The organism is Streptomyces sp. ITFR-16 (assembly GCF_031844705.1).
In the GTDB taxonomy this organism is placed as follows: domain Bacteria; phylum Actinomycetota; class Actinomycetes; order Streptomycetales; family Streptomycetaceae; genus Streptomyces.
This window is the reverse complement of record NZ_CP134609.1, coordinates 6,061,107-6,076,979: the sequence shown is the minus strand read 5'-3', so window position 1 is coordinate 6,076,979 and position 15,873 is coordinate 6,061,107. Positions and strand designations below refer to the sequence as shown.

Annotated in this window: 14 protein-coding genes; 5 read left to right on the top strand and 9 right to left on the bottom strand. The window is 71.9% G+C overall.

Going from position 1 to position 15,873, the window contains the following annotated elements; all coding sequences use genetic code 11:
- Positions 1 to 7: 7 nt before the first annotated feature.
- Genes RLT58_RS26875 through hisD form a run of 4 tightly spaced genes read right to left on the bottom strand, consistent with a single transcriptional unit; the run spans position 8 to position 3,220 of the window.
- Complete coding sequence (locus RLT58_RS26875; protein WP_311312938.1) at positions 8 to 175, bottom strand: CG2302 family histidine operon protein; 168 nt, start codon at positions 173 to 175, stop codon at positions 8 to 10.
- Complete coding sequence (gene hisB / locus RLT58_RS26870) at positions 172 to 774, bottom strand: imidazoleglycerol-phosphate dehydratase HisB (RefSeq protein ID WP_136328297.1); 603 nt, start codon at positions 772 to 774, stop codon at positions 172 to 174. The genes RLT58_RS26875 and hisB overlap by 4 nt, the downstream gene beginning before the upstream one ends.
- Positions 771 to 1,901, bottom strand: coding sequence for a histidinol-phosphate transaminase (locus tag RLT58_RS26865; RefSeq protein ID WP_311312937.1), 1,131 nt, complete (start codon positions 1,899 to 1,901; stop codon positions 771 to 773). Before RLT58_RS26865 ends, hisB begins: the two co-directional genes overlap by 4 nt.
- Entirely contained in the window at positions 1,898 to 3,220 is a 1,323-nt protein-coding gene (gene hisD, locus RLT58_RS26860) for a histidinol dehydrogenase (RefSeq protein WP_311312936.1), read from the bottom strand. Before hisD ends, RLT58_RS26865 begins: the two co-directional genes overlap by 4 nt.
- A gap of 146 nt (positions 3,221 to 3,366) precedes the next feature.
- Between hisD and RLT58_RS26855 the strand changes: the two genes are divergently transcribed.
- From RLT58_RS26855 to ybaK, 4 genes are all read left to right on the top strand, one after another.
- Positions 3,367 to 4,968, top strand: coding sequence for an oxidoreductase (locus RLT58_RS26855; protein WP_311312935.1), 1,602 nt, complete (start codon positions 3,367 to 3,369; stop codon positions 4,966 to 4,968).
- A gap of 230 nt (positions 4,969 to 5,198) precedes the next feature.
- On the top strand, positions 5,199 to 6,236 hold the full coding sequence (locus RLT58_RS26850; protein WP_311312934.1) for a hypothetical protein: 1,038 nt from the start codon (positions 5,199 to 5,201) through the stop codon (positions 6,234 to 6,236).
- A 5-nt stretch (positions 6,237 to 6,241) separates the two neighbouring features.
- The gene (locus RLT58_RS26845) at positions 6,242 to 6,985 is read left to right on the top strand and encodes an LON peptidase substrate-binding domain-containing protein (RefSeq protein WP_311312933.1); all 744 of its coding nucleotides are present in this window, start codon (positions 6,242 to 6,244) and stop codon (positions 6,983 to 6,985) included.
- A 1-nt stretch (position 6,986) separates the two neighbouring features.
- Positions 6,987 to 7,490: a Cys-tRNA(Pro) deacylase gene (gene ybaK / locus RLT58_RS26840; RefSeq protein WP_311312932.1), complete on the top strand. Its 504-nt coding sequence runs from the start codon at positions 6,987 to 6,989 to the stop codon at positions 7,488 to 7,490.
- Between the two features lie 168 nt (positions 7,491 to 7,658).
- On the opposite strand, the gene RLT58_RS26835 is transcribed toward ybaK, so the two are convergent.
- From RLT58_RS26835 to RLT58_RS26820, 4 genes are all read right to left on the bottom strand, one after another.
- On the bottom strand, positions 7,659 to 8,423 hold the full coding sequence (locus RLT58_RS26835; RefSeq protein ID WP_311312931.1) for an ABC transporter permease: 765 nt from the start codon (positions 8,421 to 8,423) through the stop codon (positions 7,659 to 7,661).
- 34 nt (positions 8,424 to 8,457) lie between these two features.
- Positions 8,458 to 9,243, bottom strand: coding sequence for an ABC transporter permease (locus tag RLT58_RS26830; protein ID WP_311314665.1), 786 nt, complete (start codon positions 9,241 to 9,243; stop codon positions 8,458 to 8,460).
- A 44-nt stretch (positions 9,244 to 9,287) separates the two neighbouring features.
- Positions 9,288 to 10,262 carry an ABC transporter ATP-binding protein gene (locus RLT58_RS26825; protein WP_311314664.1) on the bottom strand — a complete coding sequence of 325 codons (975 nt, stop codon included), beginning with the start codon at positions 10,260 to 10,262 and terminating at the stop codon, positions 9,288 to 9,290.
- Between the two features lie 154 nt (positions 10,263 to 10,416).
- Entirely contained in the window at positions 10,417 to 11,715 is a 1,299-nt protein-coding gene (locus RLT58_RS26820) for an NYN domain-containing protein (protein WP_311312930.1), read from the bottom strand.
- A gap of 212 nt (positions 11,716 to 11,927) precedes the next feature.
- Between RLT58_RS26820 and RLT58_RS26815 the strand changes: the two genes are divergently transcribed.
- Positions 11,928 to 12,107, top strand: a complete 180-nt coding sequence (locus RLT58_RS26815) for a hypothetical protein (RefSeq protein ID WP_148017758.1) — start codon at positions 11,928 to 11,930, stop codon at positions 12,105 to 12,107.
- An 87-nt stretch (positions 12,108 to 12,194) separates the two neighbouring features.
- Here RLT58_RS26815 and dnaE read toward each other — a convergent pair whose 3' ends face one another.
- Positions 12,195 to 15,731, bottom strand: coding sequence for a DNA polymerase III subunit alpha (gene dnaE, locus RLT58_RS26810; protein ID WP_311312929.1), 3,537 nt, complete (start codon positions 15,729 to 15,731; stop codon positions 12,195 to 12,197).
- Positions 15,732 to 15,873: the final 142 nt, after the last annotated feature.

Here is a 15,873-nt window from a genome sequence, read left to right as displayed (position 1 = left end):
TGTTCCCTCAGTCCCAGAGTCCCTGGATCCGCATGACGCCCGCTACCAGGCACATCACGGAGGCGATCGTGAGCAGCACGATGATGCTCTTGGGCATCCCCTGCTTGGAGAAGGAGTAGACCCCGCCGGCCAGGAAGAGGCCGACCAGGATCAGGACGGTGTTGAGGCCGGTCACAGGGCGCCCTTCGTGGAGGGGAGGATGCCGGCCGCGCGCGGGTCGTGCTCGCTGGCGTAGCGCAGGGCGCGGGCGAGCGCCTTGAACTGGCACTCCACGATGTGGTGGGCGTTGCGCCCGTACGGGACGTGGACGTGCAGGGCGATCTGGGCCTGGGCTACGAAGGACTCCAGGATGTGCCGGGTCATCGTCGTGTCGTAGGCGCCGATCATCGGCGCCATGTTCTCGGGCTCGGTGTGCACCAGGTAGGGGCGGCCGGAGAGGTCGACGGTGACCTGGGCGAGCGACTCGTCCAGCGGGACGGTGCAGTTGCCGAAGCGGTAGATGCCGACCTTGTCGCCGAGCGCCTGCTTGAAGGCGGCGCCGAGCGCAAGGGCGGTGTCCTCGATGGTGTGGTGGGAGTCGATGTGCAGGTCGCCGTCGGTCTTGACCGTGAGGTCGAACAGTCCGTGGCGGCCGAGCTGGTCGAGCATGTGGTCGTAGAAGCCGACCCCGGTCGCGACATCGACCTTGCCGGAGCCGTCGAGGTTGATCTCGACGACCACGGAGGTTTCCTTGGTGGTCCGCTCCACTCTTCCTACGCGGGCCTCGCGAGTCATGCGTCGTGCTCCTTCTTCAGTTCGCGCACCGCATCGAGGAACGCGTCGTTCTCTTCCGGGGTCCCTGCGGAGACCCGCAGCCATCCCGGTACGCCGTTGTCCCGGACCAGGACGCCCCGGTCGAGGATGTACCGCCAGGCGGTGCGGCTGTCGGCGAAGCGGCCGAACTGGACGAAGTTGGCGTCCGAGTCGGTGACGTCGAAGCCGAGAGCGCGCAGCTCGGTGACGATCCGGTCGCGCTCGCTCTTGAGCTGCGCGACGTACCCCAGGAGCGTATCGGTGTGCTCCAGGGCGGCGAGCGCGGTGGCCTGGGTGACGGAGGACAGGTGGTACGGCAGCCGCACCAGCTGGACCGCGTCGACGACGGCCGGGGCCGCGGCGAGGTAGCCCAGGCGCAGCCCGGCGGCGCCGAACGCCTTCGACATGGTGCGGGAGAGCACCAGGTGGGGGCGGCCCTCGATCAGCGGGAGCAGCGAGGGGTGGTGGCTGAACTCGCCGTACGCCTCGTCGACCACGACCATGGACGGCTTCGCGGCCTGCGCGGCGTCGTACAGCGCGAGGACGGTCTCCGCGTCGACGGCGGTGCCGGTGGGGTTGTTGGGCGAGGTGATGAAGACGACGTCGGGCCGGTGCTCGGCGATGGCGGCGCGGGCGGCGTCCACGTCGATGGTGAAGTCCTCGTGGCGCGGGCCGGAGATCCACCCCGTTCCGGTGCCGCGGGCGATGAGGGCGTGCATGGAGTACGAGGGCTCGAAGCCGATCGCGGTGCGGCCGGGGCCGCCGAAGGTCTGCAGCAGTTGCTGGAGCACCTCGTTGGAGCCGTTGGCCGCCCAGACGTTGGCGGCGGCGACCTCGTGCCCGGCGGTGCGGGTGAGGTAGCGGGCCAGTTCGGTACGGAGCTCGACGGCGTCCCGGTCGGGGTAGCGGTTGAGGCCGCGGGCGGCCTCGCGGACCCGTTCGGCGATCCGGTCGACCAGGGCCTCGGGGAGCGGGTAGGGATTCTCGTTGGTGTTCAGCCGGACCGGTACGTCGAGCTGGGGCGCCCCGTACGGGGACTGGCCGCGCAGTTCGTCCCGGATGGGGAGCTCGTCCCAGGCGTTGCGCGCGGTGGTGCCGTCGTTCGTCACTGCTGCGGAACCTTCCAGCCGAACCGGGCCTTGAGGGCTGCGCCGTGGGCGGGGAGGTCCTCCGCCTCGGCGAGGGTCACGACGTGGTGGGTGACCTCGGCGAGCGCGTCGCGCGTGTAGTCGACGATGTGGATGCCGCGCAGGAAGGACTGCACGGACAGGCCCGAGGAGTGGCAGGCGCAGCCGCCGGTGGGCAGGACGTGGTTGGAGCCGGCGCAGTAGTCGCCGAGCGAGACGGGCGACCAGGGGCCGACGAAGACCGCTCCGGCGTTGCGGACCCGGTCGGCGACGGCCGCGGCGTCGGCGGTCTGGATCTCCAGGTGCTCGGCGGCGTACGCGTCGACGACCTTGAGGCCGTCCGCCAGGTCGTTGACCAGGACGATCGCGGACTGCCGGCCGGCGAGCGCGGGCTCGATCCGGTCGCTGACGTGCTTGGTCGCGGCGACCTGGGGCTTCAGCTCGGCCTCGGTGGCGGCGGCCAGCTCCTCGGAGTCGGTCACCAGCACGGCGGCGGCCATCGGGTCGTGCTCGGCCTGGCTGATCAGGTCGGCGGCGACGTGCACCGGGTCGGCGGTGGCGTCCGCGAGGATCGCGATCTCGGTGGGTCCGGCCTCGGCGTCGATGCCGATACGGCCCTTGAGGAGGCGCTTGGCGGCGGCGACGTAGATGTTGCCGGGGCCGGTGACGAGGTCGACGGGCAGGCAGTCCTCGGTGCCGTACGCGAACATCGCGACGGCCTGGGCGCCGCCGGCGGCGTACACCTCGTCGACGCCGAGCAGGGCGCAGGCGGCCAGGATCGTGGGGTGCGGCAGTCCGCCGAACTCGCTCTGCGGCGGGGACGCGACGGCGATGCCCTCGACGCCGGCCTCCTGCGCGGGGACCACGTTCATCACGACGGAGGAGGGATAGACCGAGCGGCCGCCCGGCACATAGAGCCCGACGCGCTCGACAGGCACCCACTTCTCGGTGACGGTGCCGCCGGGGACGACCTGGGTGGTGTGCGTGGTGCGGCGCTGCTCGCGGTGGACGAGGCGGGCGCGGCGGATCGACTCCTCCAGGGCGGCGCGCACGGCCGGATCGAGCGCCTCCAGGGCGTCGGTGACCGCGCTCGCGGGGACCCGGATCGACTCCAGCCGTACCTTGTCGAACCTCTCTCCCCAGTCGATCACTGCCGCCGAGCCACGATGGCGTACGTCCTCGCAGATGGGCCGCACCGTCTCCAGGGCGGCTTCCACGTCGAACTCGGCACGGGGCAGCAGGTCGCGCAGGGCGCCGCCCTCGGGGAGGGCATCGCCGCGCAGATCGATTCGAGAGATCACACCGCAATTCTCGCAGACCGCCATCGGCGCCCGGACGTCCGTATCACTGGCTGATACATGCCCCCGCTGCGACGGCTGACTATGTGCGTTCACCCGGTCACTCAGAGGGAATAACGGGATCACAGCTCCGAACGAAAGGGGCACCCGTGACGGAGCGGAACGACGGGGATCTCCCGGACGGCCTGAGCGCGGCCGAGCTGGGCATGTGGCAGTCCTTCAGAAACGGCACCACCTACGACCTGCGCGCCCGCGACGGGGCGCGCGACGATCCGTTCGCCCCGTACCCCTGGGGCCCCGAACGCAGTGTGGCGGCCCGGGTCGTCGCCCGGCTGCTGCTGAGCGGGCCCGGGGCCAGACCGGGCCGGGTGACGGCGCTGAAGCTCCGGGGCGTGCTGATCACCGGGAAGCTGGACCTGGCGGGCGGGCGCGTCGATCCGTATGTGGAGCTGACCGGCTGCCGGTTCGAGGAGGAGGTGGTGCTCCCCGAGTGCCATTTCACGACGCTGCGGATGGTGGGGTGCGCGATCCCCCGGCTGGAGGCGGCCCGGCTGCGCACCGAGGGCGATCTCCATCTGCCGCGCTGCCGGGTCGAGCGCGGGATCCGGCTCACGGACGCCCAGATCGGTACGGACCTGCTGATCAACCAGATCGACATCGGCCCCGACCGGCAGGGCCGGGCCCTCATCGGGGACGGGCTCGCGGTCGCCCAGGACCTCCAGGCGGAGATGATCGAGACGCTCGGCGAGCTGAGCCTGCGCGGGACGAAGGTGGGCGGTTCGCTGAGTCTGCGCGGCAGCCGGCTGCGGGCGGCCCAGGGCCGCCGCGCGCTGAACGCACCGCAGCTGAGCGTGGAGCGCACCCTCTACATGAGCGAGGCGTGGGTCAGCGTGGACACGGGGAACCAGGGCACCACTCCCCCGTTCGGCATCGTCACCTCCCCGACCCCTGCGCACGGCACCCGCGCGCAGGCCTTCCGCTGCCGGGGCGGGGTGCGGCTGGACGACGGCCGGTTCGGTGACGCGGTCGACCTGCACAAGGCCGTGTTCGTGCTGGCCGCCCACGAGGAGCTGTCGCTGCGCCGGATCGTCGCGCCCGAGCTGCGGTTCAACCCCGAGCGCCCGGCCCGGGGGCGCGTCGTGCTCAACGGGGCGAAGGTCGTCACGCTGATCGACGTCTCGACGAGCTGGCCGGGCCCGGGCGGTCTGGCGATGGGCGGGTTCGTCTACGAGAACCTCGTCCCGTACGGGCATTTCCCGCTCTCGCGGCGCCTGGAGTGGGTGGCGGCGGCGACCCCGGAGTACGTGCCGGAGCCGTACGAACGGCTGGCCGCCGTGCTGCGCGGCAGCGGGGAGGACGCGGACGCCCGCGAGGTGCTGCTCGCCAAGCAGCGGCGCCGCCGCGAGACGCTGCCGCCGGCCGCGAAGCTCTGGGGCTATCTCCAGGACTGGACGGTGGCGTACGGCTACCGGCCGGGGCGGGCCGCGGTGTGGATGGCCGTGCTGTGGGCGGCGGGCACGCTGGCCTTCTCGCGGCACGAGCCGGCCGCGATCAAGGGCGGGGAGCATCCGCAGTGGAACGCGGCGCTCTACGCCCTGGATCTGCTGATCCCGGTGATCAATCTCGGCCAGGACGGCTACTGGCGGCTGCAGGGCGGCTGGCAGTGGGCCTCGGCCGTCCTGGTGCTGCTGGGTTGGATACTGGCCACCACCGTCGCGGCCGGCGCCTCGCGAATGCTGCGCCGCGGCTGACCGCGACCGCCTCCGGCCCCGCCCGCCGGGCCGCGATCCCCGCCCCCGCCTGGGCCGCCCGGCCCCACCCGGCAGCGGACACACCACGGACCGTCTGCCCCCGACCGTCAGGAATCAGCCAGAATCCACGATTTCCTTTGCCTTTTCTTGACTCCGGCCGGAGCAACCCATCCACTCGGCACCAAAGCTTCACAGCGCCCCTCTGGCGCCGTCTCCACCAGCGCTTTTCAATGGTCTGCACCATGCCTTTCCTCCGCGCTCTGCTCCGTACCGCGCGTGTGATCCGGCACACCCCGGAGCTGTCCACCGGGTTGCCCGCGGACCACGCGGTGATGCTCGACGCCCCCGACGAGCGGCTCTCGCCCGCGCTGGTGGCGGCCGCCCTCGGGGAGTACGAACCGGCCGCGAAGCTGCTGGCCACCACCCGGGACGCCGCCGAGTGGGAGAGCCGGGACCGCTATCTGAGCCGGCTCGTCGCCTTCGCCCGCAACCGGGACGGCTGGCTCCGCGACTGGCTGTCCGCGGCCCCGCACGATCCCGACGCCCTGCTCGTCAAGGCCCAGCTCGCCGTCGACCGCGCCTGGGAGTCGCCCGCCCGCGCGGAGCAGCTGCGCGCGGTGGGGCCGATGATCACGGCGGCCGCGGAGAGCGATCCGCGCGACCCCGTGCCCTGGCGCCTGGCGCTGGACCATGCCCGGGGCACGCAGGCCACGCACACCACGTTCGAGACCCTGTGGGAGGAGGCCCTCCAGCGCTCCACGCACCACTACGGCTGCCATGTCGCGGCCCTGCAGTACCTTTCGGCCGCCTGGTACGGCTCGCACCGCGAGTGCTTCGACTTCGCCGAGCGGGCCGCCGAGGACTCGCTGCCCAGCTCCCTGGTCCAGGCACTGCCGCTGCGGGCCGCCTTCGCCGTACTGGCCGAGGGCTCCGGCGCCCGCACCACCTCGGTGCAGGAGGAGCGCATCGACACCGCGGCGGATCTGGCGATCTCGCTGTCGGCGGCCTTCGCCCCGGGCGACCCGTGGCCGGCCGAGGTGCGCAATCTGCTCGCGTACGTGCTGGTGGCGCGGGGCCGCTGGGACGAGGCGCTGGAACAGTTCCGGCAGATCGGACCGCACGCGGCCTCCTTCCCGTGGGCCTCGGTCTCCGACGATCCGCTCGGCCGGTTCCTCGACGCGCGGGACGGCGCGCGGCTCCGGGTGGCCTCGCGGACGCCGTTGCGCCACCGGGCCGACCGGGGGCACCCCCGCGGCCATTACGCTTGAGCGTTGTGACCACCGCTCGCCTGCCTCTGTTTCCGCTGAACGCGGTGCTGTTCCCCGGCCTCGTGCTGCCGCTCAACGTCTTCGAGGAGCGGTATCGCGCCATGATGCGCGAGCTGCTGAAGACCGACGAGGACGAACCGCGCCGCTTCGCCGTGGTCGCCATCCGCGACGGCCGCGAGACCGCCCCGACCGCCTCCGGCATGCCGGAGGCGGTCAGCACGCCCGTCGAGCGCGGCCCGGCGGACGGCTTCGGGCCCGACCCGGTCCAGACGTTCCACCGGGTGGGCTGCGTCGCCGACGCGGCGACCATCAGGGAGCGGGCCGACGGCAGCTTCGAGGTCCTGGCCACCGGCACGACCCGGGTCAGGATCCTCTCGGTGGACGCGAGCGGCCCGTATCTCACGGCCGAGCTCGAAGAGCTGGAGGAGGACCCGGGCGAGGAGGCGGGCGCGCTCGCCGAGGGCGTCCTGCGGGCCTTCCGCAGCTACCAGAAGCGGCTGGCCGGCGCCAGCGAGCGCTCCCTGACCACGGGCGCGGACCTGCCCGACGACCCCTCGGTCGTCTCCTATCTGGTCGCCGCCGCCGCGGTCCTCGACGTCCCCGCCAAGCAGCGCCTGCTCCAGGCCCCGGACACCGCGACCCGGCTCCGCGAGGAGCTGAAGCTCCTGCGCGCCGAGACCGCCGTCATCCGGCATCTGCCGTCGCTGCCGGCGGTGGACCTGACCCGGGCCCCGACCCACCCCAACTGACATGGCGAAGAAACCGAAGAAGCAGAACCGGTCCGGCGGCACCCCCGCCACGGTCGCCCTGACCGAGGCGGGCACGGCGTTCACCGTGCACGCGTACGAACACGACCCGGCGTCGCCCTCCTACGGCGAGGAGGCGGCCGAGGCCCTGGGTGTCTCCCCCGACCGGGTGTTCAAGACCCTGGTGGCCGACGTGGACGGCGTCCTGACGGTCGCGGTGGTCCCCGTGGCGGGCTCCCTGGACCTGAAGGCCCTGGCGTCGGCGGTGGGCGGCAAGCGGGCCGTGATGGCGGACCCGGCGGCGGCGGAACGCACCACGGGCTACGTCCGCGGCGGCATCTCCCCCCTGGGCCAGCGCAAGCGCCTGCCCACGGTGCTGGACGCGTCGGCGCGCGCCCACGCCACGATCTGCGTCTCGGCGGGCCGCCGCGGCCTGGAGGTCGAACTGGCCCCGACGGACCTGGCCACCCTGACATCAGCGGTCTTCGCGCCGATCGGCCGCGCCTGAGTTTCCCGCCACCGCGAAGGAACCGCCCCCCCCGGCCCGGTTCCGTCCTCCAGCGCGCCGGCCGAATCCGGCCCGTCCGGCGCTTGAGGACCGGGGTCCGGGGCGGAGCCCCGGATCAGGGAAGGGGCGGGTAGGGGAAGAGCCCCCGCGCGCAGCGCCCGCCCACCGTCACTCCCCGCCCGAGGCCTCCGGCGACTCCGGCTTGGGCGACTCACCCGCCGGGGACGAGCTGGACGACGGCGACGAGGTGGACGACGGCGCGGAACCGGACGGCGGCGCCCCGTAATACCCCGAACCCCCGTGATAGACCCCCCACTCCGGCTCAGGATCCCGCGGCCCCAGCAGCGCCGTCACCCCCAGATGCACCACCATCGCCGCCAGCGCCCAGGCCAGCAACGCCCCCTTGGCCCGCAGCTCCAGCGGCGCGTCGAAGATCACGCCCTTGCCCACCTCGCGCGCGTGCGCGACCACGTCGTCGGTCGGCCCCAGCCGCGTACCGACCTGCCAGGCCAGCACCGACCCGAGCAGCCCGCCCACCGCGAGCCCGACGACCGGCAGGATCCCGCCGCGCCGGTGGAACCAGAAGACCAGCCCCGCCGACACCGCCCCGAACGCGAGACCGAGCAGCGCAAACGTTCCGTCGGCCCCGATCGCCTCCTCGCCCTCGCTGTCGCTGAGGAAGACGGCGGTGTTGTCGGAGACCAGCGGCACCCGGGGCGCCAGCCACAGCCACAGCAGCCCGAGCAGGACCCCCGCGACCGTCAGGACGGCGGCGATCACGCCCGCCCGCCGCAGGTCCGAGCGGAGTTCCTCCCGGTCCGGAGTCCCGGTCGGGACGCCTTGGTGAGAGCCGGTGGGACCGCCCCCTGCGGGCGGCGTCTGCCACGGCTCGTGGGGGGAGGGCTGGTGCGGCGGCGTCAGGGGTGCGGTCACCGTGCCATCGTGCCAGGCGTCGCTGTGCGGCGCCTCACCGGACCGCTGCCCTGCGGTACGCCCAGGTCGCCACGGCCAGCGAGACCACGCCCACGACGGCGCAGACGGCGAGGTCGAGGGCGACGACCGCCCAGTCGGGGTGGGCGTCGAAAGACCGGGAGAGCGCCTCCACCCCGTACGTGGACGGCAGCAGATCGCGGGCCCAGCCGATCGGCCCCGGCAGCCGGTCCGCCGGCAGCACCCCCAGCAGCAGCGCCGCGGACATCCCGAGCTGCCCCAGCAGCGTGGCCAGCTCCTGGCGCGGCGCGAGCAGCCCGAGGGCGGCGCCGAGGCCGGAGAGGGCCGCCCCGGAGAGGGGGACGACGGCGACCAGCACCCACAGGTGCGTCATCGGCAGCCCGAACAGCACACTGCCGGTCACCGCCGTGACGATCGTGCCGGGCACGGTGAAGGAGGCGTACGCCCCGGCCGCCCCGAGCACCACGGCGGCCGGCGGCACCGGCAGCGTCGCGTAGTGGTCGAGCCCCCCGCCCGCCCGCAGCTGCCCGAAGTACTGGGCGAGCAGGTTCAGCGCGACGAAGGCGACGACCAGGACACTGGACCCGGCGACGACGGCCCGCGCCTCGGAGCCCCCGTCCACGACCCCCCGCATCAGGACCATGATCCCGACGGACTGGAAGGTGGCCACGAAGAGCAGCGGGATGCGGGCGACCCTGGCCCGGGAGAGCTGGGCCCGGTAGACGGCCGCGAGCGAGGGGAACAGCCGGGCCCGCGGCGCGAGCGCCGCCACAGCCCCGGCCGCCGCGCCGATTCCGCTCATGCCTTCACCAGCCTTCACCGGTCCCTTGGTGACACCCACGCCGATCATGCCTTCACCAGCCCCTTGGTCACGCCGCCGCCGAGCGCCAGGTAGACGTCCTCCAGGCTCGGCGTCGCCAGGGTGAAGTCGTCGAGCGCGGCGAAGGCCGCGCCACCGGTCACCGCGGCGACCGCCGCCCGGGCCTCCTCGGGCGCGAGCCGCAGCACCCAGCGGCGCCCGGACTCCTGGGCCGAGGGGCGCAGCGCGGCGACCTCGGGGACGTGCAGGGGCGCCCGCTCGCGCCACACCAGCTCCACCCGGACCTCGCCCGCGACGCGCTCCTTGAGCCCGGAGGGGGTGTCGCAGGCGATGACCTTGCCGCGTTCGATGACGGCGACCCGGTCCAGGACGGTCTCGGCCTCGATGACGTTGTGGGTGACCAGCAGGACCGTGGCGCCGCGCTCGGCCCGACGCCGGTCGACGGCGGCCCAGACGGCGCGCCGGGCCACCGGGTCCATGCCCGTGGTCGGCTCGTCCAGGACGAGCACCGGGCGCTCGCCGACGAGCGCGGCGGCGACGCAGGCGAGCCGCCGCTGGCCGCCGGAGAGCTTCTTCAGGGGGCGGCCGGCGAGCTCGGTGAGGCCGAGTTCGTCCAAGACGGCGTCGCGCTCGGCACGGGCCTCGCGCACCGGCAGTCCGCGCAGCCGCCCGGTGGTCTCGGCGGCCAGGGCGACCGTCAGCTCGTCGAGCGCGGTGGACTCCTGGCCCAGGTAGCCGACCAGCCGGGAGGCCCGCTCGGGGTGGCGTACGAGGTCGTGGCCCAGCATGTCGACGCTGCCGGAGTCGGGCCGCATCAGCCCGGTGAGCTGGCGTACGAGGGTGGTCTTCCCGGCGCCGTTGGGGCCCAGCAGTCCGAAGATCTCGCCGCGCCGGACGTCCAGGCTGATGCCGTCGGTGGCGCGGACCTCGGGGGTGGGCGGAGTGCCTCGCCGGCCCCGGGCCGGGGGGTAGGTCTTGACCAGATCACGCACCGCGCACACGGTGCCGTTCGCTGTCCGCGCCTGTGCTGTCCCCGTGCTCACGAGGTACGAGGGTACGGGGTCCGGGGACCCGCATTACGCCCGGGGCCGCACCGATCGGACATCAACGCAGCAAACACCGGCCGGGTTGAGCGGGGCTGGCCCGGATGTGGCCTCAGTCTCCAGCGGGGGCCGCTTTCCCGGCCTTCTCGGCCGGCCGCTCCCCCGGGGCGTGCTCGGCCGCGGCCCGTACGTCGATCTCGCGCCAGAACCCGGCCCGGATCGCGTACCGGTCGTGCTCGTCGATCTGGTCGTCCTTGTGGGCGAGCAGTCCGAACCGGGCCGCGTACCGCAGCAGCTCGCCGTCGATGCGGTGCGGGATGCGGGGGTACATCGTGGACAGCTTCTGCAGATGGGCGGTCTCCGGCAGCCGCTCCATCCACCGCCGGGCGAAGACCTGGCCCACCTCGAAGGGGTCGCCGCCGACCGTGGTGATGTCCTCCTCGCGGTCCGCCCAGCGCTGCTCGGCGCTGGTGAGCTGGGCGAGGGTGGGCAGCGATGCGGTCTCGGGGGGCTCGCCGAGCGGTCCGCCGCGCTCCACCCAGCCCCGGTCCGAGGACCAGCGCAGCGTGGCGTTGGCGGGCGGCGGGGCCGGGTGCCGCTCCGCCGGGGCGGCGGGCCCGCGCAGGGTGCCCGCGAGGTCCTTCGGGGTGGGCACGCCCCTGCCGGGGTGGCTGTGCGCGGGCGGTCCCGCACCCTCCTCGGGCGGCGGGGGCGTCCCCGTGCGGGCGGCTTCGGCCTGGGCCCGGGAGGCGCGCTCGGCGGAGGCCTGGAGGGCCGCCTCGGGCAGCGGCGCGGACAGGATCGCGGTGATCTCGGGGCCCGGGACGGGCGGCGGCGCACAGGCCCCGCCGGTCTCCTTGGCCCGTACCGCCTGGGTGATCCAGGCCCGGTCCAGCACCCGGCGCTCGTCGGCCTCGGCGACGAGGTCCTCGGACTGGTTGTAGTCGCCGTCGGCGGCCTGGACGGCCCAGAGGTGGACGGCGACGCCGTGTTCCTTGGCGGACATCAGACCGGGCAGCAGATCGCCGTCGCCGGTCACCAGGACCACGTCGGAGCAGGCCCGGTTCCTGGCGAGTTCGGTGAGCTCGGCGTGCATCGCGGCGTCGACGCCCTTCTGCGCCCAGCGCCCGTCACTGCGGGTGAGTGCGCCCAGCCGGACCGTCACGCGCGGCATGACCCGCAGCCTGCGGTGCTCGGGCTGGGGCACGCGGTCGGGGGCGCCGTCGAACCAGTAGATCCGCAGCAGCGGCTGCTCGGTGTCGGCCTCGGCCCGCTCGCGCAGCCCCTGGATCAGCGCCGCGTGGTCGACGGTGATGCGGGAACGGGCGGGCTCGCCTGCCAGCAGGCTCGCGGCTGCGCCCAGCAAGTAGCCGGCGTCCACCAGGACGACGCAACGGTCCACGCGTTCCACCCTCTTCCAGGAATTCGGGAACGGGTTTCCTTCGAGTCTGCCCGACCGCGCGGAGGTTAACGGCCGGAACTCGATCATCGGCGTGGCGGATCCGGAAAACCGCGCATCATACCTCCTTGCTACGCACGGTAATGATCCAACATGCGATGTTTATCCGATTATGTGAATCTGACAGCGGTCCTGGCCCCGAGAGTCCTTATAGGAGGAACACCATGGCCAAGAACAAGAACCGCAAGCAGGGCAGCCAGCAGGACCGCGCTTCCGAGTCGGAGCGCGGTGCGCAGGAGGCACGTTCGACGGCTTTCGAGTCGCAGAACCAGCCGCAGGCCCAGTCCCAGGGCAGCCCTGCCGATGTTGCGCGTAAGCATCAGCGGCGCTTCGGCCACAACTGACCGGACTCCTCCGGTACGGCCACAGGCCGGTAGGACCGGGAGGGGCGGCTCCGCGCAAGCGGAACCGCCCCTCCCGTACGTCTGCGCTCAGCCGGCCAGGCAGGACGGCCCGAGCAGGACCTTCAGGTCGCCGAAGAGCGCCGGGTCGGGCTTCACCCGGTGCCGGTCGAGCCGGAGCACCGTGGTCTTGCGGGGGCCCTGGAGCCTGATGCGCACCTCGGTGTCGCCCCGGTGGCTGTTGAGCACCTCACCGAGCCGGCTGACCATGGGCGGGGTGATCTTGACGGTCGGGATGGTCAGCACGACCGGGGCGTTGGTGCCCGCCGAGGAGATGTCGGGCACCTGCATCTCCATGGCGACCAGCCGGGGCACGTCCTCGCGCTTGTCGAGCCGTCCCTTGACGAAGACGACCGTGTCCTCGACGAGCTGGGTCGAGACCAGCTGGTAGGTGGCGGGGAAGAACATGCACTCGATGGAACCCGCCAGGTCCTCCACGGTGGCGATGGCCCAGGCGTTGCCCTGCTTGGTCATCTTGCGCTGGAGGCCCGAGATGATGCCGCCGATGGTGACGATCGCGCCGTCGCTGTGCTCGCCGCCGGTGAGCTGCGAGATCGCGGCGTCGGACTTGTCGCTCAGCACGTGCTCGATGCCGAAGAGCGGGTGGTCGGAGACGTAGAGCCCGAGCATCTCGCGCTCCTGGGCAAGCAGGTAGGACTTCTCCCACTCGATGTCGGAGAACTCCACGTCGAGCCCGAAGCCCGGCTCGTCGCTGTCCTCCTCGCCGCCGCCGAAGAGGTCGAACTGCCCCTCGGCCTCCTTGCGCTTGACCTGCACCACGTTGTCGATCATCGGTTCGTGGTGGGCGACCAGCCCCTTGCGGGTGTGGCCCATCTCGTCGAAGGCGCCGGCCTTGATCAGCGACTCCACGGTCCGCTTGTTGCAGACGACCGCCTCGACCTTGTCGAGGAAGTCGGGGAAGGAGCTGTACTTCCCCTTCGCCTTGCGGCACCGGATGATCGAGTCCACGACGTTCTGGCCGACGTTGCGGACGGCCGTCAGCCCGAAGAGGATGACGTCGTCACCCTGGGCGGCGAAGTTGGACTGGGACTCGTTGACGTTCGGCGGGAGCACCTTGATGCCCATGCGCCGGCACTCGTTGAGGTAGACCGCGGACTTGTCCTTGTCGTCCTTGACCGAGGTCAGCAGGGCGGCCATGTACTCGGCGGGGTAGTTCGCCTTGAGGTACGCCGTCCAGTAGGTGACCAGGCCGTACGCCGAGGAGTGCGCCTTGTTGAACGCGTACCCGGCGAACGGGACCAGGACGTCCCACAGGGCCTTGATCGCCGCGTCGGAGAAGCCCTTCTCCTTGGCGCCCGCCTCGAAGAGGACGAAGTTCTTCGCCAGCTCCTCGGGCTTCTTCTTGCCCATCACGCGGCGCAGGATGTCGGCCTCGCCGAGCGAGTACCCGGCGACGATCTGGGCGGCCTTCTGCACCTGCTCCTGGTAGACGATCAGGCCGTAGGTGAGGCCGAGGACCTCCTTGAGGGGCTCCTCCAGCTCCGGGTGGATCGGGGTGATCTCCTGGCGGCCGTTCTTGCGCTCCGCGTAGTTCGTGTGCGAGTTCATGCCCATCGGGCCCGGCCGGTACAGGGCCGAGACGGCGGAGATGTCCTCGAAGTTGTCGGGCTGCATCTGGCGCAGCAGGGAGCGCATCGGCCCGCCGTCGAACTGGAACACACCGAGCGTGTCACCGCGGCAGAGCAGTTCGTACGTCTTGGGGTCGTCCAGGGGCAGCGCGAGCATCTCCAGGTCGATGCCCTTGTTGGACTTCACCATCTTGATGGCGTCGTCCATGATCGTCAGGTTGCGCAGCCCCAGGAAGTCCATCTTCAGCAGGCCGAGCGACTCGCACTGCGGGTAGTCCCACTGCGTGATGGTGACGCCGTCGGTGTGCCGCACCCAGACCGGGGCGTGGTCGACGATGGGCTCGCTGGACATGATGACGCCGGCGGCGTGCACGCCCATCTGCCGGACCAGGCCCTCGACGCCCTTCGCGGTGTCGATGACCTTCTGGACGTCCGGCTCGTTCTCGTACATCGCCCGGATCTCGCCCGCCTCGCTGTAGCGCGGGTGCTTCGGGTCGGTGATGCCGTTGAGGTCGATGCCCTTGCCGAGGACGTCGGCCGGCATCGCCTTGGTGAGCCGGTCGCCCATGGCGTACGGGTAGCCGAGGACGCGGGCCGAGTCCTTGATCGCGTTCTTGGCCTTGATCTTGCCGTAGGTGCCGATCATGGCGACCTTGTCGGCGCCGTACTTCTCCGTGACGTACCGGATCACCTCGACGCGCCTGCGCTCGTCGAAGTCGATGTCGACGTCGGGCATGGAGACGCGCTCCGGGTTGAGGAAGCGCTCGAAGATCAGTCCGTGCTCGATCGGGTCGAGGTCGGTGATGCCCATCGCGTACGACACGATCGAGCCGGCCGCGGAGCCTCGTCCGGGGCCGACGGCGATGCCGTTGTTCTTGGCCCACATGATGAAGTCGGCGACGACCAGGAAGTACCCCGGGAACCCCATCTGGATGATGATGTCCATCTCGTACTCGACCTGCTTCTGCCGGTCCTCGGGGATGCCGCCGGGGAAGCGGCGCTCCATCCCCACCCGGACCTCCTCCTGGAACCAGGTGACCTCCGTGTAGCCCTCGGGGATCTCGAACTTCGGCATCAGGTCGCGCTTCTCGAACATCCCGGTGGTGTCGATCTGCTGCGCGACCAGCAGGGTGTTGGCGCAGCCCTCCTGCCAGGCGTCCGAGGAGTCGACGCCGTACATCTCGTCCGTCGTCTTGAGGTAGTAGCCGGTGCCGTCGAAGCGGAAGCGGTCCGGGTCGGAGAGGTTCTTGCCGGTCTGGATGCACAGCAGGGCGTCGTGCGCGGTCGCCTCGTCGGCGTACGTGTAGTGCGAGTCGTTCGTCACGAGCGGCGGGATGTTCAGCTTCCGGCCGATCTCCAGGAGCCCGTCGCGGACCCGGCGCTCGATCTCGATGCCGTGGTCCATCAGCTCCAGGAAGTACCGGCCCTCGCCGAAGATGTCCTTGTAGTCGGAGGCCGCCTGGACCGCCTCGTCGAACTGTCCGAGCCGCAGGCGCGTCTGCACCTCGCCGGAGGGGCAGCCGGTGGACGCGATCAGACCCTCGGACCACTGCGAGATGGTCTCCTTGTCCATACGCGGCCACTTCTGCAGCCAGCCCTCGGCGTAGGCGTCGGAGGAGAGCTTGAAGAGGTTGTGCAGCCCCTTGGCGTTCGCCGCCCAGATCGTCTTGTGGGTGTAACCACCCGAACCGGAGACGTCGTCGCGCTTCTGGTGCGGCTGCCCCCATTGGATCTTCCGCTTGTGCTTGCGCGACTCGGGGGCGACGTACGCCTCGATCCCGATGATCGGCGTCACGCCCGCCTTCTGCGCCGAGTGGAAGAAGTCGTACGCCCCGTGCAGGTTGCCGTGGTCGGTCATCGCGATGTGGGACATGCCCATCTCGTTGCACGCGTTGAACATGTCCTTGAGCCGCGCGGCACCGTCCAGCAGCGAGTACTGGGTGTGGACGTGAAGGTGCGTGAAAGGCGGCTTGGTCACGGCGCTGTGCCTCCGGGGAAACGGACGATGACGGGCGGGACACCCCCGAGGGGGACAGCGTGGAAGTCTACGTCTCCCGGGTCACGAGTGACGGGCACTCCGCGATACGGTCGCGCGTTGGAAGGGCGAGGACGCCCGTCCC

Excerpts from the sequence above, each read along its gene's own strand:
- hisB (WP_136328297.1), bottom strand. The coding sequence starts at position 774 with ATGACTCGCGAGGCCCGCGTAGGAAGAGTGGAGCGGACCACCAAGGAA.
- RLT58_RS26850 (WP_311312934.1), top strand. The coding sequence starts at position 5,199 with ATGGTCTGCACCATGCCTTTCCTCCGCGCTCTGCTCCGTACCGCGCGT.
- ybaK (WP_311312932.1), top strand. The coding sequence starts at position 6,987 with ATGGCGAAGAAACCGAAGAAGCAGAACCGGTCCGGCGGCACCCCCGCC.
- RLT58_RS26830 (WP_311314665.1), bottom strand. The coding sequence starts at position 9,243 with ATGAGCGGAATCGGCGCGGCGGCCGGGGCTGTGGCGGCGCTCGCGCCG.
- RLT58_RS26815 (WP_148017758.1), top strand. The coding sequence starts at position 11,928 with ATGGCCAAGAACAAGAACCGCAAGCAGGGCAGCCAGCAGGACCGCGCT.